This window comes from Geomonas silvestris (assembly GCF_014193515.1).
Classification (GTDB): Bacteria; Desulfobacterota; Desulfuromonadia; order Geobacterales; family Geobacteraceae; genus Geomonas; species Geomonas silvestris.
Map to the genome: position 1 here is coordinate 121547 of NZ_BLXX01000013.1, position 21669 is coordinate 143215.

21 protein-coding genes are annotated in these 21669 nt (G+C 62.6%); 9 read left to right on the plus strand and 12 right to left on the minus strand.

The features are described 5' to 3' along the window. Positions 1–73: 73 nt before the first annotated feature. The 11 genes from GMST_RS18240 to GMST_RS18290 all read right to left on the minus strand — a co-directional run bounded on the left by GMST_RS18240 (position 74) and on the right by GMST_RS18290 (position 9558). Positions 74–763, minus strand: coding sequence for a sulfurtransferase (locus GMST_RS18240; protein ID WP_183356137.1), 690 nt, complete (start codon positions 761–763; stop codon positions 74–76). Then, positions 709–1461 carry a sulfurtransferase gene (locus tag GMST_RS22480; RefSeq protein ID WP_183356138.1) on the minus strand — a complete coding sequence of 251 codons (753 nt, stop codon included), beginning with the start codon at positions 1459–1461 and terminating at the stop codon, positions 709–711. The genes GMST_RS18240 and GMST_RS22480 overlap by 55 nt, the downstream gene beginning before the upstream one ends. Then, positions 1455–1763, minus strand: coding sequence for a rhodanese-like domain-containing protein (locus tag GMST_RS22660; protein ID WP_371873139.1), 309 nt, complete (start codon positions 1761–1763; stop codon positions 1455–1457). Before GMST_RS22660 ends, GMST_RS22480 begins: the two co-directional genes overlap by 7 nt. Before the next feature lie 394 nt (positions 1764–2157). Then, positions 2158–2949: an alpha/beta hydrolase family protein gene (locus tag GMST_RS18255; RefSeq protein ID WP_183356140.1), complete on the minus strand. Its 792-nt coding sequence runs from the start codon at positions 2947–2949 to the stop codon at positions 2158–2160. A 19-nt stretch (positions 2950–2968) separates the two neighbouring features. Beyond that, positions 2969–3811 (minus strand): division plane positioning ATPase MipZ, encoded by an 843-nt coding sequence (locus tag GMST_RS18260; RefSeq protein ID WP_183356141.1) that lies wholly within the window; start codon positions 3809–3811, stop codon positions 2969–2971. A 96-nt stretch (positions 3812–3907) separates the two neighbouring features. Next, entirely contained in the window at positions 3908–4219 is a 312-nt protein-coding gene (locus tag GMST_RS18265) for a DUF2325 domain-containing protein (protein ID WP_183356142.1), read from the minus strand. 146 nt (positions 4220–4365) lie between these two features. Further along, positions 4366–4554 carry a YezD family protein gene (locus GMST_RS18270; protein ID WP_183356143.1) on the minus strand — a complete coding sequence of 63 codons (189 nt, stop codon included), beginning with the start codon at positions 4552–4554 and terminating at the stop codon, positions 4366–4368. A 32-nt stretch (positions 4555–4586) separates the two neighbouring features. Further along, on the minus strand, positions 4587–5594 hold the full coding sequence (locus tag GMST_RS18275; protein ID WP_183356144.1) for a sulfate ABC transporter substrate-binding protein: 1008 nt from the start codon (positions 5592–5594) through the stop codon (positions 4587–4589). Positions 5595–5666: 72 nt separating this feature from the next. Then, positions 5667–6128, minus strand: coding sequence for an RrF2 family transcriptional regulator (locus GMST_RS18280; RefSeq protein WP_183356145.1), 462 nt, complete (start codon positions 6126–6128; stop codon positions 5667–5669). A 177-nt stretch (positions 6129–6305) separates the two neighbouring features. Further along, a complete protein-coding gene (locus tag GMST_RS18285) occupies positions 6306–7109 on the minus strand; it encodes a LysM peptidoglycan-binding domain-containing protein (protein ID WP_183356146.1) in 804 nt (267 codons plus the stop codon). A 1-nt stretch (position 7110) separates the two neighbouring features. Next, positions 7111–9558: a histone H1-like repetitive region-containing protein gene (locus GMST_RS18290; protein ID WP_246399835.1), complete on the minus strand. Its 2448-nt coding sequence runs from the start codon at positions 9556–9558 to the stop codon at positions 7111–7113. A 587-nt stretch (positions 9559–10145) separates the two neighbouring features. Here GMST_RS18290 and GMST_RS18295 point away from each other — a divergent pair. The 9 genes from GMST_RS18295 (at position 10146) to GMST_RS18335 (ending at position 20716) form a co-directional block, all read left to right on the plus strand. Continuing rightward, entirely contained in the window at positions 10146–10475 is a 330-nt protein-coding gene (locus GMST_RS18295) for a hypothetical protein (protein WP_183356148.1), read from the plus strand. A 4-nt stretch (positions 10476–10479) separates the two neighbouring features. Next, positions 10480–11424 carry a DMT family transporter gene (locus GMST_RS18300; RefSeq protein ID WP_183356149.1) on the plus strand — a complete coding sequence of 315 codons (945 nt, stop codon included), beginning with the start codon at positions 10480–10482 and terminating at the stop codon, positions 11422–11424. A 63-nt stretch (positions 11425–11487) separates the two neighbouring features. Continuing rightward, entirely contained in the window at positions 11488–12018 is a 531-nt protein-coding gene (locus GMST_RS18305) for a MaoC family dehydratase (RefSeq protein WP_183356150.1), read from the plus strand. A gap of 253 nt (positions 12019–12271) precedes the next feature. Further along, entirely contained in the window at positions 12272–12847 is a 576-nt protein-coding gene (locus GMST_RS18310) for an HDIG domain-containing metalloprotein (RefSeq protein ID WP_183356151.1), read from the plus strand. Between the two features lie 123 nt (positions 12848–12970). Continuing rightward, positions 12971–13303, plus strand: coding sequence for a YajD family HNH nuclease (locus tag GMST_RS18315; RefSeq protein WP_183356152.1), 333 nt, complete (start codon positions 12971–12973; stop codon positions 13301–13303). Between the two features lie 26 nt (positions 13304–13329). Then, positions 13330–14439: a SpoIIE family protein phosphatase gene (locus tag GMST_RS18320; RefSeq protein ID WP_183356153.1), complete on the plus strand. Its 1110-nt coding sequence runs from the start codon at positions 13330–13332 to the stop codon at positions 14437–14439. Positions 14440–14575: 136 nt separating this feature from the next. Next, positions 14576–16522, plus strand: coding sequence for an ABC-F family ATP-binding cassette domain-containing protein (locus GMST_RS18325; protein WP_183356154.1), 1947 nt, complete (start codon positions 14576–14578; stop codon positions 16520–16522). A 333-nt stretch (positions 16523–16855) separates the two neighbouring features. Then, positions 16856–19174: an endopeptidase La gene (gene lon, locus GMST_RS18330; protein WP_183356155.1), complete on the plus strand. Its 2319-nt coding sequence runs from the start codon at positions 16856–16858 to the stop codon at positions 19172–19174. Positions 19175–19498: 324 nt separating this feature from the next. Continuing rightward, complete coding sequence (locus GMST_RS18335) at positions 19499–20716, plus strand: YbfB/YjiJ family MFS transporter (protein ID WP_183356156.1); 1218 nt, start codon at positions 19499–19501, stop codon at positions 20714–20716. A 316-nt stretch (positions 20717–21032) separates the two neighbouring features. On the opposite strand, the gene GMST_RS18340 is transcribed toward GMST_RS18335, so the two are convergent. Next, the gene (locus tag GMST_RS18340) at positions 21033–21503 is read right to left on the minus strand and encodes a hypothetical protein (protein WP_183356157.1); all 471 of its coding nucleotides are present in this window, start codon (positions 21501–21503) and stop codon (positions 21033–21035) included. Positions 21504–21669 lie beyond the last annotated feature (166 nt).

Consider the following 21669-nt stretch of genomic DNA (forward strand, 5'->3'; position numbering starts at 1 on the left):
ATAGCAGGGCGCCCCCTGCGTGGCGCCCTGCGGTACATCACAGACGTATCCCGTTAGCCCGTGCCGTCTCCGGCTACAGACCGCCGGTCAGGGAGGGCCGCCCGGAGGGCAACTGGCGCCAGCCGTCGGTGCTCCCCGGGATGAGCGGATCCTTCAGGTAGCTCGGATCCTCGATATAGGTGGTGCTCCAACCGGACCAGCCGTCGGAGTAGTTGCGGATGTTGCTGTAGCCCATGAGATAGGCGTAGAAGAAGGCGAGGCTGGAGCGGTAGCCGCCACAGTAGAAGATCGCCTCCTTGTCGAGCTTGGTCGGATCCACGGTCGAGGTGATCCCCAGCGAACTCCAGAGCGCCTTCACCTCCTCGTAGCTGCGCAGGGTGCCGTCGGCGTCGCGGTAGATGTGCGAGCTGTCGTCGGCGTTAGAGGCCCAGACCGCGTTCGGGATGCGCCCCTTGTTCACCAGGTAGCCGTAGCCGCTTAAGAGCCCCGCGTACTCGCCACCGGAGCGCACGTCGACCAACTGGGTCGTGCCGGTGGAGGCGTAGTTCGCCTCGACATAGGGGGTGCTCGCGATGAAGGACGGATCGATGCTGCCCGTGTAGCTGGTCGGCACCGGGAGGTTAACGGCGGTCTCGACCGGGTAGCCGGCGGCTTTCCACTGGGTCATGTCGCCGTTCATGAAACGGACGTCGGTTACCCCCGCGTACTTCAGGATCCACCAGAGCCGGGCGGCGAAGATGCTGCTGTCCGAGTAGACCACCACGGTGGTGCTGCGCTGGTGCTCCCCGGCTTGTGGTAGTCGATGAGCGCCTTGACCCAGGCCGGGTAGACCGCCGTCGCGTAGTTGGGCGCTTTCTCCATCGGGTACGAGGTGTTGCCGGCCCAGTCCCAGATCGAGGCGTCGTAGTTGGAGCAGCGGGTGTACCCCATCAGGCGCAAAAGGAAGTAGGCATACCCGGAACGGATACCTGCGGTGCAGTGTGCGGTGACTTCCTTGTCCGGCGTGATGCCGTGGGACTCCAGGAGGCTCTTCAGCGCCGTGTAACTGAGCGTGGTCTTGTCGGAGTTGTAGAACCAGCCGTAGGGGATGTTCACCGCCTTGGGGATATGCCCGCCGCGGGTCTCGCCGTAGAGCTGCCACCCCAGGTACTCCTCGTCGGTACGGGTATCGATGACGGCAAAGTCGTTATCAAAGAGCCTGGTGGCGATGTGGGCCGAGTCGGTCTTGGCGGCGGCGTTCAGCTGCGGCGTGAAGGTGGCGGCCGGCAGGGTTACCGCGGTCGTCTGCATGCTGCGGTTCTCGGCGCTCCACTTGCCCCAGCCGCCGTTCAGGATATGGACATCCCGGCACCCCAGGTATTCCAGCATCCAGAAGACCCGTCCGGCGGATCCCCACGATGCGGTGGTGTCGTCATAGACGACGATCTTCTTGTCCCGGTCGATGCCGGCAGCACCTAACATGCCAGCCACGACGGTGGTGTCTTTGAGGCCGCTCCCCTTGGTCCAGAAGGCACTGTGCTGAAGTTGATGGCGCCCGGGATGTGCCCCGCGCCATACGCCGCTGCCGAACGGGTATCGATAATCACCAGCCCCTTCCCCAGGCTTTGTGCAGCGACTCCCCGGTGACCAACAGTCCTGCATTGGGAAACTCGGTAGATGCCGCTACCAGACGCACGTCCTGTGACTGTCCCGTCTTGTCGGTAACGGTACTGCCGCATCCGGCCAGTACTGCCACACTCACAGCAAGCACCAGCATCACACATCGAAACATTACACCTCTCATTGAACCGCTCCTCTCACTCAGAAAATTCCCGCAGGGATGATGCTTGTGCCATCCGCAGATACAGAACCGGCGGAAGGCCGCGGCAATTTAACAAATCTTGTCAGAGGAAGTCCAATGGATTAAATCGACATTTACGATGCATTCCATTTACAATTTCAATACCAATTATCAAAGAGCTGGTGCTGCACAGGTTGTCCCGGACCCAAATGGCACCACGAGACGAAAAAAGGCCAGATCCAACCGCTGCATCGGTGGGATCTGGCCTCCAGTTTTCTGGTCAGCCTTTTGGGTGTGGGGACAACAACTCTACCTAATCGATAGGCTAGCTTATATCAGAACTCTGTCGAACAGGTCAAGACAAATCTTTCTGCCAGTCACCCGGTAAGCCGGCCGGCCTGAGATAGCTCTTTCATCAGTTGGTTACTGAACCAGGTGAAGGCGGTATCGTAGTGGATGTCGTGCGCACCGTCGAAGATCTCGAAGAAGAAGTGCTCTGCTCCACGCGCTTCCAGCTCCTGCGCCAGTTTCCAGCTGTGGTGGTAAGAGACTACGTCGTCATGGCGGCCATGGTGCACTGACAGGTTCACCTGGGCCAGGTCCTCAAGGTAGTGAAGCGGTGAGCGCTCACGGTACCGGTCGCTCAATTCCCCGGAGCCACCCGGGACTTCGCCGCAGCAGGCCGCCACGTGCCCGGCGTACTCCGGGTTCTCCGCGTGCCAGGCGGCGAGGTCGGTAATCGGCACCCAGGCGCTCACCCCTCTCCAGGATTTCGGGCTGGCGGCAGCGGTCAAGAGGGCCATCTGCCCGCCGCCGCTACCGCCCAGGAGAAAGCGGGCGTCATCCCGCACCGCAGAGCGCCCGGTCACCAGTTCGACGGCGTCGTAGATATCGCGGACGGCGACAGGAGAGCCGGCGGCCTCCTGGGCCCGCGGATTGGAGCTCAGGTTCGGGCCGCGGAACTCGGGAAGCAACAGAGCCCAGCCGCGTTCCCGGCAGCGCGGCAGCATCCCTTCCACTTGGTTAAAACGGTCGTAGCTCCAGGTATGCAGCCCCACCACGAGAGGGACCGGATCCGGACCGCCCGGATGGAACCACAGCGCCGGTTCCGGTGAGCCGTCCACCGACGATGGGATATGGATCTCTTCCATTGCCGCACCTGCTGTCATCGTACACTCCTGCCTGTTCTCAAATCGCGGCGCCGTCACGTACCAGTCCGCACTCCAGCTCTTCGGTTATCTCGCTCCATTTCTGCAGCCAACCGGCAAAGGCTTCCGGGGGAAACGGTTGCGGCACAGCAGGAACGAGTCCCTGGGCCACCAGTCGGGCGAGCTTGCGGTACACGCTGCTCAGATGTGACTGTGGTGCCGACTCGACGACCGACTGCTTCAGGTACTCGCCTGCCGATACCATGAGCGAGTGCGGAATCGAGGCAAAGGCGCTGGTGCCGGTCCGGCGCAAGAAATCGTCGACGATGGACTCGAAGAACGATCCGGTGATGTTGTTCCCTACGAGGCCTCCGTAGCGCCACCCCAAAGCGGCACCTGCCGCGAAGAACTCGAGAAAGAGATTTAAGGTGGTGAGGGCGCCGAAATCCGCCGAGACCACCACGATGACCCGCGCCGCCTCCCCCTCGGTGCGCAGGAAGGGAAGCACGTCCGTGGGCTCGCCCGAGATGTCGTGCACCACGAAGTCGGGACGGTAACGGTCCAGCAGTTCCAGGCGGCAGAGGGCGCCGAACTCGGGAGTGGCATCGTTATCCGCCGCGGCGCCGCATTCCACGCAGAGGATGTCGCGGTACCCCTGCGCGCACTGCAGCCGTGCAGCCTGGCAGGCGGCCTCACCCGCGAAGCCGCACCCGGTCTCGAGCGCGCTGTCACCGCGCAGCAGCGCCGACGAGAGGTGACGCCGGTCGTAGCCCAGGTGCGCCACACGGTACCCATGCTCCGCGAGTGCCGCGCTCAGGTTCACCGCAGTCGTGGAGACACCTGCGCCGCTTTTCCCGGTGATAATGAGATGTTCTGCTGCCATACCTGCTCCCTGCCTGATGTGTCGTTGCTGCTGGTACTGCAGCCAGGAAATTCAACGGATGCTGGATAGTTTCCCCGCCGCCTGCTCCGCGGGCCCTCAGGCCGCAGCCTCACCCTCCCCCATGATACCGGTTTTCACGCAGGCGAGGCAGCTCCTCAGTGCGCAGACGCCGCAGTTGTGGCACTGCAGCACCGGGATGTTGCGCGAGTGGGCCGCGTCCATCACCTGCAGGCGGGCGCGGTGCGAAACCTTTCCGGTAAAGAGCACCACCGCTTCGCTGTGCCCCAGCTTCGCCTGCAGGTCCGTCTCCGAGCGGTTGAAGATACGCAGCTCGACGCCGAGCTTCGCCGCCTCCTGGCGGTAGTGCGTCTGCAACCTGTCGATGCCGCCTACCAGCGCTATGCGCATGGCGATCCTCCTTTGCCGTCGTGAGCGGAGCCTTTGCTATTTCTGAGGTTCTTCCGCATTCCCGGAGCATCATCTCCCCGGAGGGGACTGGGATGGGCGAAGCTGCCACCATGCAACGAGGTGGCACCTTCCCCATCAATCTGTCTCTAGATTCCGCTTCCGTCGCGGTGCTCGTTCTTGAACCTGAACTTCTCGTTACGTTCGATCTGGATGACCCGTCCGTCCTGGACCACCAGGGTCACGGTACCGAAGCGGATGCTGCGCAGGGCTTCGCGCAGAGCGCGCTCCACCTCGCCTGTCAGCCGCCCGGCGGGTATGGTTGGCGAATCGGCCATGCTCCACCTCGTTTGCGGGATTACCGTTTGGTCTAACGGGCGCTGTAAATCTGGTCGAACACGCCGCCATCGGAGAAGTGGGTCTTCTGCGCCTTGCGCCAACCGCCGAAGGTATCGTCGATGGTCACCAGCTTAACCTTGGGGAACTGCTTCGCGTACTTGGTTGCCACCTTCTTGTCACGGGGACGGTAGTAGTTTTTGGCGGCGATCTCCTGTCCTTCCGGGGAGTAGAGATACTTCAGGTACTCCTCGGCGACCTTGCGGGTCCCTTTTCTGTCGACCACCTTGTCGACGACCGAGACCGGCGGCTCGGCGAGGATGCTCAGCGACGGGACTACGATCTCGAACTTGTCACGCCCCAGTTCGTTAACCGCCAGGAAGGCCTCGTTCTCCCAGGCCAGCAAAACGTCGCCCTGGCCGCGCTGCACGAAAGTGGTGGTGGCTCCGCGGGCACCGGAATCGAGCACCGGCACGTTCCTGAACAGCTTGGCGACGAAGGCTTTAGCGCTCGCGTCACTCCCACCTTTCTGCTTCAGCGCGTAGGCCCAGGCGGCCAGATAGTTCCAGCGGGCACCGCCGGAGGTCTTCGGGTTGGGGGTGATCACCGCGACGCCCGGCTTCACCAGGTCGTTCCAGTCCTTGATGTGCTTCGGGTTCCCTTTGCGTACCAAGAACACGATAGTCGAGGTGTAGGGCGAGCTGTTGTGCGGCAACCGTTTCTGCCAGTTATTCGGGATCAGCTTCGCCTTGTCGTGGATCTCGTCGATGTCGTAGGCCAAGGCCAGCGTCACGACGTCGGCATCGAGGCCGTCGATGACCGAGCGTGCCTGTTTTCCCGAGCCGCCGTGGGACTGCTTGAAGGTGACCTCTTGCCCGGACTGCTGCTTCCATTTCTTGGCAAACGCTTTGTTGTACTCCTGGTACAGCTCGCGGGTCGGGTCGTATGAGACGTTGAGGAACTCCTGTGCGAATGCCGAGAGCGGGAGCAGGGAACCGATCAGGAACAGGGCGGCGGGAATCAAGCGACGGTTGATCTTCATGTGCGACCTCCATTTTCATATTTAGCCTATGGTTTTAGTAGACTGATTGGACAAAAAAAAGTGCATGCCTATCTAGATGCAGAAATTGAGAACGCCCTTCTGTGTTTCCTCGGCCTTGTCGATCTCTTCCAGGACATCGGCGAGGGTGGTGCCGTCGAGGATCTTCGCCATGGCCTCGCGCACGTCCTTCATGACGATGCGGATGCCACAGGTCTCCTCGCTGCCGCACTCGGTACATTTGGCGTAGGAGGTTTCGCTGACGCAGGGAACCGGCGCCAGGGGGCCTTCCATGATCCGGATGGCCTGTCCGAAGGTGATCAGCTTGGGGCTGCGCGCCAGGTAGTAGCCGCCCCCCTTCCCCTTCTTGCTCTGCAGGATGCCGTTATTCTTCAGGGCGAGCAGGATCGCCTCGAGAAACTTCTTGGGGATGTTCTCTTCCTGCGCGAGGTCGGCGATCAGGATCGGTCCCTTGTCGTACTGCCGCGCGAGGTAGATGAGGGCCTTCAGCCCGTATTTGGTCTTTTTCGACAACATATAGCTATCCCATCAAGTTAGTAGATTTCTTGTACCCCTTTCCCCGAAAACTGTCAACGAATTTTTCCAGGGTGTGGTTAAAAAAGTGTGCGTTGGGCCGAGGGGCGTGCAGGCAACAAAAAACCCGGCGTTGTGCGCCGGGTCTTCTGGGCCTGCTGTAGTGGTGTCGTTCCCGGCCTACTGGTCGGAGAGGTGCATCATGCTGTCAGCGCGGTAGAGCGCCGCATCGGCGGAAGAGGTGGAGTTCGGGTACTTCTGGAGGAAGTCGGAGAAGAGTTCCATCGCCTTCTGGTACTCGCCGGTGAGGTACGCCTGCTTCGCCTTCCGGTAGCTCTCCAACTCCTCGGGCGCGGTGCGCGTAACCTGTTTTTCGGCAGGCTCGACCGGCTTTTTGGTGGCTGCTTTGGTCCGACCCTGCTTCGCCTGGGTTTTCGGCTGTACCTTTACTGCCGGCTGCGCCTTCATCTTGGCAGCGGTCTTCGGCTGCGTTACTTCCGGCACGGCTTCGGGAGCCTTGGTTGCCGGAGCCGTTTGTTCGGGCTGGGCTGCCTTTTCAGGCTGAGCTTTTTTGGCCGGCGCGGCCTGCTTCTTTGCACCCCGTTTGCCGTGCTTTGCCTTCACGGGTTTCGCGGGTCTTTCTTCGCCGGCCTCTTTTGCGGCCTCGACACCCTTTTCGGGCGGAACCGGAACGCGGAGCGTGCGCCCGGTGTAGATCAGGTCCGGGTTCTTGATTCTGTTAAAGACCAGCAGCTCGGGATACCAGGTCCCTTTGCCCAGGTACATCTTGGAGAGACCGGAGAGCGTGTCGCCGCGCTTAATGGTGATGCTCCTGACCAACACCCCCTCATCCGGGCCGGCCGGCAGCCGCTCGGCGCCGGCGGGTTTCGGCGTGTAGAGAAGGAACTCTTCGGCGCCGCAGACGGCCGGCGTCGCAAGCGTCGCGATCAGGCAGGGGAGTGTCAGGAGAGTCGCCTTATTCATGCTAGTACCTGTTTCCAATTTGATCCTGGTAGTTTAGCAGGTTCTTCATCTGCATGCTGGTGCCCACCGCTATTCCCGGTTTGACACGGTAAGAGACCTTGATGCTGCGCTTTTCGCCGGCACCCAGCTCTTCGAAGCGCCAGGAGTACACGCCGTTGTCGGACTTGGTGAAGGCGGGATCCGCGGCCACCAGTTCCAGCTGCGACGGGATGATGCTCTGCAGGGTCACCTGTTTCGCCATGTTCGAGCCGCGGTTCACGCAGTTGAGCTCCAGCGAGGATACTTCGCCGGGCTTCAGCCTCCCACCTTTGCCGGCCATGCCGAGCTCGAGGATCGGACGCGAGTAGGTCAGCTGCAGGTGCACGCCTGCGGTCTTCTCGGCCACGTTCTCGGATTCGAAAACCACCGAAACCGGAGCGATGGCGCCGTCATGGGCGCTCGCCGGGGTGCTGATCTCCATCACGACGTAGGCCTCTTCCTTGGGCGACAGCGGCCCGACGTGGTTGATGATCGGCTCGTTGAACTGGCGCTTGCCGTCGCGGTTCAGGTCGTCGAAGAAGCTGTAGCTGGCGCTGCTAGGGACGTTGGCCTTGATCGTGAAGAGTTCGCGCAGGTTGCCGGTGTTGGTCACGATGAGCGGGATGGCGACCACCTGGCCGGGGATCACCACCAACTTTTCGGCGGTGGTACGGGCGGCAACGCCGCTTACCCGCTGCACCACGCTGGTGCTGGAAACGAAGGATTCCTTCTTGTCCAGGTCGTTGTTGATGACATCGGCCCGAAGGAAGAGCTCCTGCTCGGCCAGTGCCTCGTCCTTCAGCTGGAAGGTTACGTTGAAGTCGTTGCTCTCGCCGGAGCGCAGCCTGATGCCGTCCAGCACCAGCGATGCTTTGGTCTCCTGCTTGAATCCCGGCGGCAACTCGCCGACCGGTTCGTACTGCGGGGGGTAGTTGAGTCTTACCGTCACGCCGCGCGCGGCAGCGGTGCCGACGTTGAGCAGCGAGATCCGGTAAGCAATCCGCTCACCCGGCAGCAACTTGGCCTTGTCAGTCTTGACCACCGCACGCAGCAGCGGAGCCGACGAAACCAGTGCGATCTCCTTGGACTGCGAGGTGTCGTTGGAGTAGTTGGAAATCACCTTGATCGGGTACACGTTGCGCTGCCCGTCGATGTTGCCGCGCGGGAGGGAGCCGACAGCGAGGACGCGGTACTTGGCGCCGACGCCCAGGACCGGTGTGTTGGCAATTGCAGTCTCCGGGTTCTTGGCCGGAGCAAAGTGAAAGTCGAACTCGGGCGGGAACCCGGATTCGAGGGTGAAGCTGTCGTTGCCGTTGCCAGCATTGACGATGTCGAAGGGGATCACGAAGCGCTTGCCGGCTTCTTCGGTTTCCGCCGCGGGGCCAAGCTGGATGTCAACGTCGGCGTACTGGGCGACCTCCAGGTTGTACACCTGGGTGATCTCACCCTGCGGAGCGATATTGACCGGCCGTTGCTGGGTCGGGTACTCGATCCCCATCTGGTGCAGCTTTGCGGTGGCGCTGGAAGCGGCCGCGGTGCCGGGGTAGCGGTCGATGACATCCTTGTAAGCAGCAATCGCCTTGTCGCGCAGGTCGCCAGAAACGGAAGCTTTCTCGGCCTTGGCGGCGGCAGCCCTTTCGGCGGCGGCTTTCTCAGCGGCAGCGCGCTCAGCGGCAGCTTTCTGGGCAGCAGTTTTTTCAGCAGCACGCTCAGCTGCAGCTCTTTCCGCCGCCGCCTTCTTGGCTGCGGCAGCTTTCTCAGCGGCAGCTTTCTCAGCGGCAGCTTTCTCAGCGGCAGCCTTCTCAGCAGCAGCCTTCTCAGCAGCAGCCTTCTCAGCGGCAGCTTTCTCAGCGGCAGCCTTCTCGGCAGCAGCCTTCTCGGCAGCAGCCTTCTCGGCAGCAGCCTTCTCGGCAGCAGCCTTCTCGGCAGCAGCCTTTTCAGCAGCAGCACGCTCGGCGGCAACGCGCTCGGCGGCGATCTTTTCTGCAGCGATTTTCTCAGCTGCAGCGCGTTCGGCGGCGGCCTGCTCCGCGGCTACCTTTTCTGCGGCAGCACGTTGTGCCGCCAGTTTCTCGACGGCGGCCTTCTCTGCTGCTGCCTTCTCTGCTGCTGCCTTTTCGGCAGCAACCCTCTCGGCTACAGCCTTCTCGGCGGCGGCTTTGTCGGCGGCAGCCTTGGCAGCAAGTTCAGCGGCAGGAGCCTTGGCAGCCCCCTCGTCGGTCAGCTCGTTTTTCTGATAGCGCTCGGCCAGCGTCATCAGCCCTTCTTCAACCGTCGCCTTCAGCGGGCTCTCAGGGTAGTCGCGCAGGAACTGGGCCATGTACTTACCGGCGTCCCGCTGGTTGCCGGCCTTGTAGTTGGCGCGGGCCAACCAGAAGATCGCCATGTCCTTGAGCGGCGTATCCGGATACTTCTTGAGCAGCGTCGACATGTTGTCGATTGCTGCATTGAAGTCTTTGCGCTGGTAGGCGTTGAAGCCGGAAATGAAGATCTGCGAGTCCTCTGAATCCAGGGAAAACGCAGGCGCAGGCAGGAGAACCGCAACGAGGAGAAATACAGCTAGGATTCTCAGGACCGAGGCACGGAAAACTTTATAAAAATGCACGTGTTGAACCTTTCGGAGCTGATTTAGATGAAAAATGGCCGAACGTGTCGGAAAGTAACATCTTAGACAACACTTGTCAACGCAGAATGGTACCGGTTTAATCGGCGCGAGTACCGGAATCACGGCAGGTTGCGTCGATTTAAGCCTTGACCGGTCATTGTTTGAGTATCACGTAAACAAAACCAGGTACAGTGCGCCGTGTCAGCCTCTGTAGTCAGCCCGCGTTCGTTGAGTAAGGTTTTGCAGCCTTGCCGCGGCAAAAAATTTATACTATTATTCCCATTTTCAAGTCTCTACCGCGATTTTATCTGCTCACAAACCAATCGGCGGGATCTTTGATCTGAAAAAGTTGCCCCTTCGATGTGTTGCCGTCCTTGCCGATCCACCACCAGATAGCGAACTGGGTGCCAAAGATGAAACCAGCAAAGCGCCGCACCCGCCTTTATACAGCCGCAGCCGTTATCCTGGTCCTCGGACTTGCCTGCTCTGCCCTGATTGCCGTTTCCGCGTCCGACGTCGCACTTGACGCACCGCTGGGGAATCCACTCGAAGAGTCGAAGAGTTATCGGCGCAGCCTTGAGATGTACGGCGGTCGGGCCAACCTTCTGGCTGCCCAGTTCATGGAGTGGTTCGCCGGCCTTTGGCACGGCAAGGCTCTGGGCATCACCCTCGGCTGGATCACCTTGACTGCCGCCCTTATCGTGGCCCTCATTGCCTACCATCTCCCTGACGACTCAGAGTGAACCTGTGACCCGACTGATACTTCTTGGCGTACTCTCCGCATTTTTCTTCAGCGGCACCTTCGTCCTGAACCGGGCCATGAGCCTGCAGGGTGGCAGTTGGGTTTGGACCGCGAGCCTGCGCTACTTCTACATGCTGATCCTGCTTGCCGGATGGCTGGTGCTGGCCGGCCGCACCCGGGTCTTGAAGGGAGTCGTGGCCGCGTTCTGCAGAAACTGGTGTTTCTGGACCGTAGCCGGCGGCATCGGTTTCGGCGTTTTCTACGCGCTCCTGAGTTTCAGCGCCTCGTTTGCCCCCGGCTGGGTGGTCGCCACCACCTGGCAGTCCACCATCCTGGCGACGCCGGTGGTGCTCCTTCTCTTCGGCAAAAAAGTCCCCCGGCGCGGGATCTTTTTCACCCTGCTGATATTCTTGGGCATCGTGCTCGTGACAGTGGAGCAGGCGACCTCGGCATCTCTTAAAGAGGTGCTGCTCGGGGTGCTTCCGGTACTTGGAGCAGCCTTCGCCTATCCCATCGGGAACCAGCTGCTCTGGGAGGTGCGCCACGGCAGCAACCCGCTCTTGCCGCGCATCCGGGATCCGGTCCTCGACGACAGCCTGGGTCGGGTGCTCATCATGGTGCTGGGATCCCTCCCCTTTTGGATTTTGCTGATCCTGGTCACCCGACCGGCAGCGCCCAGCACCGGGCAGTTGATCAACACGGCAACAGTTGCGGTATTTTCCGGCGTCATCGCGACCTCGCTGTTCTTCAAGGCCCGCCACCTGGCGAAGACACCGTTCGAACTCTCGGCAGTGGATGCTACCCAGTCGACCGAGGTGCTCTTCTCGCTTGTGGGAGAGATCGTCTTACTGCACGGCTCTCTCCCCGGTGTGGCCGGTGCGGAGGGGATCGTGCTGTCGGTGGTCGGGCTTGCGCTCTACGTCCGCTCCCAGACGGTGGGGGAAGGCTAGGGGCTAGGGGTGGTAACTTAGAACGTTGAACATAGAACCTATAACTTCATCTTTGGAGGCACCATGACCATCAAGGAAGGTTGGCGCGGCAGGTTTTTCGAGGATTTCCAGGAAGGCGACGTCTACCCGCACCCGCTGGGGCGCACCATCACCACTACCGACAATATCTGGTTCACCCTGCTCACCCAGAACACCGCACCGATCCACTTCGACCACCACTACTCGGCCCAGACCGAGTTCGGCAAGCCGCTGGTCGACTCCACCCTCACCCTGGCCCTGGTGACCGGCCAAAGCGTCACCGATATCTCCCAAAACGTCTTCGCCAACCTCGGCTGGGACGAAGTAACCCTCCCCAACCCGCTCTTCGAAGGGGACACCCTCTATTCGCAGTCCGAGGTGCTCTCCAAGCGCGAGTCGAAGTCGCGCTCCAATATCGGGATCGTGACCGTCCGGACGACCGGGTTCAAACAGGACGGCACGGTGGTGATCACCTTCAAGCGGACCCTCATGGTCTACAAGAAAGGCCACGAACCGAAGATCGCCCGCCTGCAGCCCAAGATGCCGGAACCGATCGTACCGCCGGAAGCAGGATAACCGGCTGCATTGACAGCGCCGGGAGGGTTCAGGTACCATCGGCGGCGCCAGTAGTAACGACACCTTCACGCCTCCGCGCTTCGCCCGCAGGCGTGGATTGCCCGGATCACACAAAATCGGAAAACAGATCGAGGCAGGGAAACCGGCGCAGCTTCTTTAACCTTTCCTCTGTGTCCCCCGTGGTTCAGCTTTGGAAGTTGCATCACCTTATGAGATTGATCTACCTTACTATGAGAGAAGTGGAGGGGAGAACATGAGCAGCAAGCCGACCAGAGCAGCAACCTGGGAGTTGGTACAGGAATACCTTCCCAGCGAACAGATGAGAAAACACTCCCTGGCCGTCGAGGCCGTGATGCGCTACTTTGCCCGCAAGGCCGGCGAAGACGAGGAGATGTGGGGTCTCGTGGGACTGGCACACGACATCGACTACGAGCGCTACCCCGAGGAGCACTGCCATCGCGCCCCGGAGATCCTCAAGCAGGCCGGCTGGCCCGAAGAGTACATCCGCGCGGTGGTCTCCCACGGTTGGGGGATCTGCACCGACGTCGAGCCGGTAAGCCACCTGGAGAAAACCCTCTTCACCATCGACGAATTGACCGGGCTGGTTGCGGCCGCTGCGCTGGTGCGCCCCTCGAAGAGCATCCTCGACATCCCGGTGAAGAGCGTCACCAAGAAGTGGAAGGACAAGGCCTTTGCCGCGGGTGCCGACCGCTCGGTCATCGAAAAGGGCGCCGCCATGCTGGGGGTCGAGCTGAACGAGCTGATCGGCGACACCATCGAAGGGATGCGCACCGAGGCCGAGGCGATTGGCCTCAAGGGAAACGTGTAAAAGACCGATGAGCGGAGTGACGGAACATCCTGGAACTCCGCTCTTTCCCGAAAGCACAAGGGGACAGGCACCTGGCGTAGCCAGTCCCCGGTGCGAAGGGCCGGCGACACCAGGAGGTTCACCATGTCGTTTCGCTCGCGGGGGCCGCGCACCGTCCCCCTGAAAAGCGCCGAAGAAGTCGACGCCATCGTCCGCAAGATACGGGACGATCAGACCCGCCCGGAGAACTACCGGGAACGCTCCCTCAAGCTGCACGGCTGGATCTGCGCCAAGTGCGGCCGCGAGTTCGAGCTGTCCAACCTGCACCTTTTGACGGTGCACCACAAGGACGGCAACCACAACTACAATCCCCCCGACGGCAGCAACTGGGAAAACCTCTGCGTCTACTGTCACGACGACGAGCACAGCCGCACCATCCTGGCAGATTACCTGGCGGGAAAAGACAAGAAAAGCTAGCCGTACCGCGGCAGACGAAGGTGGTTATGTCAGAAGCAGACCTGCTCCTCCCCAAGGTGATCCTCGACTCTCTCAACGACGGACTCTACGTCTGCAACACCGACCGCAAGATCGTCTACTGGAGCAAGTCGGCGGAGCGGCTCACCGGCTGGAACGCGGCCGACGTCGTGGGCCGGCGCTGCATGGACAACATCCTGAACCACGTGGACATCGACGGGCGCCACCTGTGCGGCGAGGAGCTCTGCCCCTTGCGGCGCTGCATGGTCACCGACCGCCCCAGCGCCTCGCCCGCCATCATCTTCGGCCTGACCAAATCGGGCGGCCGGCTCCCCATGGCGGTCACCGTCGCCCCGTTGCACGACGAAAACGGCACGGTCATCGGCGGCGTGGAGACCTTCCGCGATTTCTCGGAATCCTACGCCAACCTGGAGCGCGCCAAGCAGATCCAGACCCTCTCGCTCGAGCACGACCTCCCCGAAGATCCCCGCATCGGGTTCTTCTCCTTTTACCTCCCGCACGACCTGATCGGCGGGGATTTTTTCGCCATCCGCCAGCTCGACTGCGATCACTACGGCTTCATGCTGGCCGACGTCATGGGCCATGGCGTCGCCGCGGCGCTGCACACCATGGAGCTGAGCGCCCTGTGGAACCGGCACTGCCGCACCCTGGTGCGCCCCGCCCAGTTCGCCCAATTCCTGAACCGGGACCTCTGCAAGGTCGTGCGCGACGAATCCTTTGCAACCGCGCTGTGCGGCGTCATCGACGCTTCCCGGCGCACCGTGCGCATCGCCTCGGCGGGCGGCCCGACCCTGGTGGTGGTCCATCCCGACGGCAGCGCCGAGCATTTGAGCGCCGACGGCCTCCCCTTCGGGCTCATCGCCCAGGCATCCTACGAGGAACGCGAGGTCTGCTGTGCACACGGAGACGCCCTGCTCATGTTCACCGATGGCGCCATCGAGATTGCCGACCAAGAGGGGAACCTGCTCGAGGTAGAGGGACTTCTGGGACAGCTTAAGGGTCTCGGCTACCCGCGGGCCGGCATCCCGATCGAAGCGCTGCAGGAGGCGCTCCTCACCTACTCCAACGGCATCCGCCTGGAAGACGACTTAACCCTCCTCGAGGTGCGCTTCCGGTAGATTCCTGCATTGCAAAATTGACAACGCCGCACCTCTCCACCTACAATGCCCCGTTGGATCCGATAAAAAGCCAGCGCCCGGCCTGTCGTAGATAGTCGCAGGCCGCGCGACTCCCCATAGAAGGAATCTCCTCCCCATGCTGCACCTGAAGAAACTCTCCAAGGATTTCGCGGGAAAACCGCTCTTCACCGACCTCAACTGGCACCTCAAGAAAGGCGAGAGGGTCGGCCTGGTCGGCGAAAATGGCGCCGGCAAGTCGACGCTCATGCGCATCATCGCCGGCGAGGTGGAAAGCTCCAGCGGCGAGATCCAGCTCACCCGCGGTGGCACCGTCGGATACCTGCCGCAGGACGGCATCGTCGCCAAGGGTTTGCCGCTTTTTGCCGAGGTGATGACGGCGCTCAGCGAACTGCAGGCCATCGAGCGCGAGATCGCCGAGCTCACCGCCCGCCTGGAGCGCGAACCGCACGACGCACCGGGGCACGAGCAGCTTCTGGACCGCTTCGGCGCGCTGCAGGAGGAGTTCCGGCTCAAAGGTGGTTACGCCATGGAGAGCGAGGTGGGGAACGTCCTCACCGGTCTCGGCTTCTCTCCCGCGGACTGGGAGAAGGAGTGCGGCGAGTTCTCCGGCGGCTGGCAGATGCGCATCGCGCTCGCCAAGCTGCTTCTGAAGAAACCGAACGTCCTTTTGCTGGACGAGCCGACCAACCACCTGGACATCGAGGCGCGCAACTGGCTTGAGGGGTACCTGCAGGGGTATCCCTTCTCGGTCATGCTGGTCTCCCACGACCGCTTCTTCCTGGACCAGGTCTGCTCCCGCATCGCCGAGGTCTGGAACCACGACATCAGCGACTACCACTGCAACTACAGCCGCTACCTGGTATTGCGTGAGGAGCGGGTCTCGGCCCTGCGCGAGGCCAAGAAACGCCAGGACGAGGAGATCGAGAAGATCGAGGATTTCATCTCGCGCTTCCGCTACAAGACCGACAAGGCCGCCCTGGTACAGTCGCGCATCAAGCAGCTGGAGAAGATTGAGCGGATCATCCTGCCGCCCGAGCGCAAGCGGATCCGCTTCAGCTTTCCGACGCCCCCCAAAAGCGGCAAGACCGTGATGGAACTTAGCGGCGTACACAAGGCCTACGGCAGCAACGTGGTCTTAAACGGGATCGACCTCACCATCGAAAACGGGGAGCGGGTGGCGCTGGTGGGGCACAACGGCGCCGGCAAGTCGACGCTCATGCGCATCCTGGCCGGCGGGGCGGTGAGCGCGGGCACGGTAACCCTGGGCCACAACGTGATCTTCGACTACTTCGCCCAGGACCAGGCCCAGGAGCTCGATGGCAGCCGCAGCGCCTACGACGAACTCTACGCCGACGCCCCCTTCGAGATGGTGCCGCAACTGCGGGACATCCTGGGTGCCTTCCTCTTCTCGGGCGACGACATCAACAAGAAGGTTTCCGTGCTCTCTGGAGGGGAGCGCAATCGGCTGGCGCTCGCCAAGATCCTGTTGCGCCGCTCCAACCTCCTGCTCATGGACGAACCGACCAACCACCTGGACCTCTTCAGCAAGGAAGTGCTCCTCGAGGCGCTCAGGAACTTCCCGGGGACGGTGGTCTTCGTATCGCACGACCGCCACTTCATCGACGGCCTGGCCACCCGCGTGGTCGAGGTGGGGGGCGGCAAGCTGGAAAGCTTCCACGGCGACTACGAGTACTACCTGGAGAAGTGCGCCCAGCGCGAGGCCGGGACAGCCGGCCAGGGGACCGCTCCGGTGCACCAGGCTGCATCCAAGGAGACCGCTGCCACCCGCCAGCTGAGCCAGGAGCCGGTCTCCAAGGAAGAGCGCCAGCGGCTGCGCGAAGAGGAAAAACAGCGCCAGAAAGAGGAGCGCGCCCGCGAGCGCGCCATGGCCGACCTGGAAAACCGCATCGCCCAGCGCGAAACGGAACTCGCCACGCTGGAAGAAGAGATGGCGGCACCCGACTTCTTCAAGGACGTGGAGGCCTCACGAGTTGCCGGCGAGCGCCATACCGCGCTCAGCGCCGAGATAGCAAAGCTCTACGAGGACTGGGAGAGCGCCTAGCCGCAGGGGCGCACGCCGCCCCGCAGGACCTTCCCCTCGCGCGGACACTCCCCGGTGCCCAGGCTGTTCCCGACACGCGCAACTTCCCGAGGCGGGCACTCCCTCGCTCTTGCATCTAGAGTCCGCCAGTATCCCACCTCGTGCCAATGAGACTGTCCGGGACCTTCCGACTCACCCTTCCCACCCCTCCCGCCCGTTCCAAAAAGTCCAACATTTCCTGGCGCCTTCGCGGCTTCCAGCCAGCGATTCCAGCGGTTTCACCGTGTTGACAGCTTGCGGGGCTAATGTACTCTATAGGTGGCAATTCAGCCCCCTCCCGAGGTATGACGCCCCATGACTGAAAATATCACGATCAACATGCCAGAAATCGTCCCTCTCTATCCACTGCGGGAGATCATTGCCTTTCCCTACATGGTGTTCACTATCTTCCTGAAGCCCGAGGAAATGGCCCCTTTTGAAGAGGCCGTTTTGTTCAACAACCTGGTCGCCCTGGTGAAACTGAAACAGGAGCCGCAGGGTGAGTTGTTCTCGGCGCTGCACGAGATAGGCACCCTGTGCAAGGTGATGCAGATCAGCAAGCTGCCGCAGGGGGGGATCAAAGTAACGCTCGAGGGTGTGGTCCGGGTGCGGGTGCTCGCCATCGTGCAGCAGACCCCGGTGGCGCTCTCCCGCCTGGAACCGGTGCGCGAGTTCGCCGAGAAGTCGATGGTCTCCGAGGCGCTGGTCGGCTCCTTGAACGCCCTTTTGAAGATCGCCCTCTCCTACGGCCGGCCGCTTCCCGACGACGTCATGAAGATGATCGACTTCATCGACAACCCGGCGCGCCTCTCCGACCTGGTCGCCCTCTACCTGAACCTCCCCATCGACGAGCTGCAGAAACTCCTGGAAACGACCGATCCTTTGGAGCGGCTCAAGAAGGTCTACATGCACCTCACCAACGAGGTGCAGCGGCTGCAGATCAAGGGCGAGGTGCAGGCCGAGGTCACCAAGAAGGTAGGCAAGAGCCAGAAGGAGTTCCTGCTGCGCGAGCAGATGAAGCAGATCCAGGAGGAACTCGGCGAGGACGACAGCCGCCAGGGCGAGGCCAACGACCTGAGGACCAAGGTGGAAAACGTCAAGATGCCCGAGGAGGTCTACAAGATCGCGCTGAAGGAGCTGAAGCGCCTGGAGCGGATCAACCCGGCTTCTCCCGAGTACACCGTTTCGCGCACCTACCTCGACTACCTGACCGCGATCCCCTGGCAGGTGAGCACCCCGGACAACAAGGACATCAACCAGGCGGAGAAGGTCCTCAACGAAGACCACTACGACCTGAAGAAGGTGAAGGAGCGCATCCTCGAGTACCTGGCGGTGCGCACGCTGAAAGAGAAGATGAAGGGCCCCATCCTCTGCTTCGTGGGCCCCCCGGGGGTCGGCAAGACGAGCCTCGGCAAGTCGATCGCCCGCACCCTGGGGCGCAAGTTCATCCGGGTCTCCCTCGGCGGCATGCGCGACGAGGCGGAGATCCGCGGGCACCGGCGCACCTACATCGGCGCCCTCCCCGGCCGGATCATCCAGGAGATCAACCGCGCCGGCTCCAACAACCCGGTCTTCATGCTGGACGAGGTGGACAAGATCGGTGCCGACTTCCGCGGCGACCCCGCCAGCGCGCTTCTCGAGGTGCTCGACCCGGAGCAGAACTTCTCCTTTACCGACCACTACCTTGACGTCCCCTTCGATCTGACCAACGTGATGTTCATCACCACGGCGAACCAGCTCGATCCGATCCCGGCGCCGTTAAAGGACCGCATGGAGGTGATCTCCCTCTCGGGCTACACCGACGAGGAGAAGCTGAACATCGCCCAGACCTACCTGGTGGCGCGCGAGATCGAGGAGAACGGCCTCGCCACCATGCCTCCCACCTTTACCGACGAAGCCATCTACCGGGTCACCCACGACTACACCCGCGAGGCCGGGGTCCGCAACCTGCAGCGCAGCATCGCCTCGATCTGCCGCAAGATCGCGAAAGAAGTGGCGCAGGGCAAGAAGGCACGCAAGGTGGTAACCCCGGAGGACGTTGCCGAACTCTTGGGGCCGCCCAAGTTTTTCGACGAGGTCGCCTCGGAGAAGGACCGCGTCGGCGTGGCCACGGGGCTCGCCTGGACCGAGAGCGGCGGCGACATCATCTTCGTAGAAGCGACCAAGATGACCGGCAAGGGGGACCTGATCCTCACCGGTTCGCTGGGCGACGTGATGAAGGAATCCGCCCGCGCCGCGGTCTCCTTCGTACAGGCGAACTGCGAGGAACTGGGGATCGAGCGCAAGGAATTCGACAACACCACCATCCACATCCACGTCCCGGCGGGGAGCATCCCCAAAGACGGCCCCTCCGCCGGGATCACCATGGCCACCACCATCGTCTCGCTCTTCTCGGGTCGCGCCGCACGCCGCGACGTCGCCATGACCGGCGAGATGAGCCTCACCGGCCGGGTGCTCGCCATCGGCGGCCTGAAGGAGAAAGTGCTGGCGGCCCGGCGCGCCGGAGTCACCAAGGTGCTCGCACCTGCCAAGAACCAGAAGGACCTGGATGACATCCCGGAAAACGTGAAGCAGGAACTGCAGTTCATCTTCGTAGACGACGTCCGCGAGGTGTTGAAGCACGCCCTGAAGTAACCCCGCGGGCCCCGCGCCCAGAAAGGCTTTCCCCGACATGTCGGCGAGCGTTGCACAAGACCAGCTGAGGCAGTTCTTCCAAGATCCGGGAGAACTGCCTTGGCGCCGGCAGGCCCGCACCGACCTCTCCCTTCCGCGCTTCCCCTTCCTCCCTGCCGCCAACCATGCAGGCGCAGAGGCTCTCGAACCCTCCAGCCTCAGATCCCGCTGCCGGCAGCTTCCGGCTCGCAGAGCCTCCCGGGCCTTTTCCCGCACGGCCAGCGCCGACGACTCCCGGGTAACCCGGGTCCCGCACCCCTGGCATCCTTCCGAAAGTAGCATCCCATGACAACCACGCCCGGCGCTTCGATCAGAGACGGCAGCAGGATCCCGGCGGCAGAAGGGCGCTCCCCCTTGCGCGTCCTGGTGGGTGGCATCATGGGGATGATGCTCGCCATGGGGATCAGCCGTTTCGCCTTCACCCCGATCCTCCCCCTCATGCAGCGCGACCTCGGCATGAGCCACAGCCTGGCCGGCGCCCTCGCCTCGCTCAACTTCGTCGGCTACCTAGCCGGGGCGCTCGTTTGTGCCATCTGGCCCAGGCTCCTGCGCAGCACAGCGGTGAACCTCGCCGCGCTGATCTCGAGCATCGGCACGACATTCCTCATGGCCTACACCACCTCGCCTGCTTTTTGGGGGGCACTCAGACTGTGGGCCGGCTTGGCCAGCGCGATACTTTTCGTGGTCATTGCAGTAGAGGTCACCGAGACGCTGTTGCGCAGTCAGCACGGCCGCTGGAGCAGCGCACTCTATGGCGGCGTCGGTTTGGGGATCGCCTTGAGCGGCCTTACCGTCCCGCTCTTCGATCAGCTGGGGGGGTGGCGCGGGGCCTGGCTCGGTATGGGAGCGCTCTCGCTGGCACTCGCCGGAGCGGGGGTGACGATTGCCGGCAAGCGCGCAGCGTCCGTCGATACCCCCGACGCACTCCCCTCCCAAGGGGCCGGCTTCACGGTCCTGGCACGGCTCATCTTCGTCTACTTCCTGGAAGGACTCGGCTATATCGTAAGCGCCACCTTCCTGGTCGCCATCATCGCGAAGACTCCGGGGCTGGCAACGTTTGCCCCCTGGAGCTGGGTCGCCGTCGGGTTGGCGGCCGCCCCCTCGACCATCGTCTGGCAGCGGGTCGCCGGCCGCATCGGGGTACGTCCGGCACTCACCCTCGCCTACCTGCTCCAGGCCGGCGGGATCCTTTTGAGTGTTGGGGCGAGCGAGGCCTGGCGCGCCTGCCTGGCCGCGGTCATCTTCGGGGGGACCTTCCTGGGGATCGTGGCCCTCGTCATGGCAGAAGGTGGGCGTCGCGCCGGCCCGCAGGGGCGCCGGGCCACAGCGCTGCTCACCGCCGCCTTCGGGACCGGGCAGGTCATCGGCCCCTCGATCGCCGGGTTCCTCGCGGACCGCCAGGGCGGTTTCGCCGTTCCGCTGTACCTGGCAGCCTGGGCGATCATCTGCGCCGGCGTGCTGGTCGCCACCGACCGGCGCTTCAAAAACCCCGCACCAAAATAGCCAGGACAACAGCGTTCCTAGCGTAGGACGACAACAGAGGCCCGTCGGAACGGGAACGTGCGGAGGGGGGAGACGAAGATCGGAAATCGGTTTTAGGGAGAGCTGCTCGGGAGGGGCTGACTCGGCAGGATGTGCGGATGCGTAGTTACGGCCTTGGGCTTCCAAGGCCTTTTTTGTTCTTCCACAATCTCCCCCTCCCTTGACGGGAGGGGGCTGAGGGGGTGGGTGAAGCTGCCAGCTGCGCTGAGGTGGCACATTCCCCCTCACCCTGACCCTCTCCCGCCAGGGGAGAGGGGACCTCACCGCAACCAACCTGTTACGGAAGAGAGTTTTTCCCGGCGGAGCAGAGGCGCGCCAGGCGCAGGAAGGCAGCGAAGAGTTGGCCGGCCCGCTCGTCGTCGGACACGTTCACCACCACCGTCCTGATCTTGAGTTCCTGGCCGCGTTGCTGGTAGCGCACCGGCTTGTTGAAGTAGAGCATGACGAACGAGGTGTAATCGTGCCCGAAGCGGGATTCGCCGGGTTCCAGCGCAGAGAAATCGAGATCCTGGTAGGTGATGTCGTACGCGCCTCCCGACGGGTAGGTTCCGAGCACGTTGTAGGTCATGGAGCAGGCGTCAACCCTCACGTAGCGGTAACTCTCCTTGCGCGCCTCCGAGGTGCCGCCGGCCATGGTACTCTCCAAGTAGCGCGCCGTCTCTTCCAGAGTCGGGTCCGCCTGTGCATAAGCAACCGCAGAACAGAAGAGCTGCACCAGCAGCACCAGAGCTATCTTCTTCAATTTCATCTCTCTCCCCCCCTCATACCGCGTAACACGAAATACCGCCCGAGGCACGACCGCGACCGTAGCGGGACCCATCGGATCTCGGCCATTCACCACGCCGAAAAGAATCCGTGCCGGCCAGACACGATCTTATAAAACAGATCCTGGGAAAAAAACACCCCTCCTGACA

Bases quoted from the DNA above. Each gene is read 5' to 3' on its own strand.
- GMST_RS18255 (WP_183356140.1), bottom strand. From the start codon at position 2,949: ATGACAGCAGGTGCGGCAATGGAAGAGATCCATATCCCATCGTCGGTG.
- GMST_RS18310 (WP_183356151.1), top strand. From the start codon at position 12,272: ATGAGCAGCAAGCCGACCAGAGCAGCAACCTGGGAGTTGGTACAGGAA.
- GMST_RS18295 (WP_183356148.1), top strand. From the start codon at position 10,146: ATGAAACCAGCAAAGCGCCGCACCCGCCTTTATACAGCCGCAGCCGTT.
- GMST_RS18290 (WP_246399835.1), bottom strand. From the start codon at position 9,558: ATGTCGACGCTGCTCAAGAAGTATCCGGATACGCCGCTCAAGGACATG.
- GMST_RS18285 (WP_183356146.1), bottom strand. From the start codon at position 7,109: ATGAATAAGGCGACTCTCCTGACACTCCCCTGCCTGATCGCGACGCTT.
- GMST_RS18320 (WP_183356153.1), top strand. From the start codon at position 13,330: ATGTCAGAAGCAGACCTGCTCCTCCCCAAGGTGATCCTCGACTCTCTC.
- GMST_RS22660 (WP_371873139.1), bottom strand. From the start codon at position 1,763: ATGTGTGATGCTGGTGCTTGCTGTGAGTGTGGCAGTACTGGCCGGATG.
- lon (WP_183356155.1), top strand. From the start codon at position 16,856: ATGACTGAAAATATCACGATCAACATGCCAGAAATCGTCCCTCTCTAT.
- GMST_RS18270 (WP_183356143.1), bottom strand. From the start codon at position 4,554: ATGGCCGATTCGCCAACCATACCCGCCGGGCGGCTGACAGGCGAGGTG.
- GMST_RS18315 (WP_183356152.1), top strand. From the start codon at position 12,971: ATGTCGTTTCGCTCGCGGGGGCCGCGCACCGTCCCCCTGAAAAGCGCC.
- GMST_RS18340 (WP_183356157.1), bottom strand. From the start codon at position 21,503: ATGAAATTGAAGAAGATAGCTCTGGTGCTGCTGGTGCAGCTCTTCTGT.
- GMST_RS22480 (WP_183356138.1), bottom strand. From the start codon at position 1,461: ATGTTAGGTGCTGCCGGCATCGACCGGGACAAGAAGATCGTCGTCTAT.
- GMST_RS18260 (WP_183356141.1), bottom strand. From the start codon at position 3,811: ATGGCAGCAGAACATCTCATTATCACCGGGAAAAGCGGCGCAGGTGTC.
- GMST_RS18325 (WP_183356154.1), top strand. From the start codon at position 14,576: ATGCTGCACCTGAAGAAACTCTCCAAGGATTTCGCGGGAAAACCGCTC.
- GMST_RS18275 (WP_183356144.1), bottom strand. From the start codon at position 5,594: ATGAAGATCAACCGTCGCTTGATTCCCGCCGCCCTGTTCCTGATCGGT.
- GMST_RS18280 (WP_183356145.1), bottom strand. From the start codon at position 6,128: ATGTTGTCGAAAAAGACCAAATACGGGCTGAAGGCCCTCATCTACCTC.
- GMST_RS18305 (WP_183356150.1), top strand. From the start codon at position 11,488: ATGACCATCAAGGAAGGTTGGCGCGGCAGGTTTTTCGAGGATTTCCAG.
- GMST_RS18335 (WP_183356156.1), top strand. From the start codon at position 19,499: ATGACAACCACGCCCGGCGCTTCGATCAGAGACGGCAGCAGGATCCCG.
- GMST_RS18265 (WP_183356142.1), bottom strand. From the start codon at position 4,219: ATGCGCATAGCGCTGGTAGGCGGCATCGACAGGTTGCAGACGCACTAC.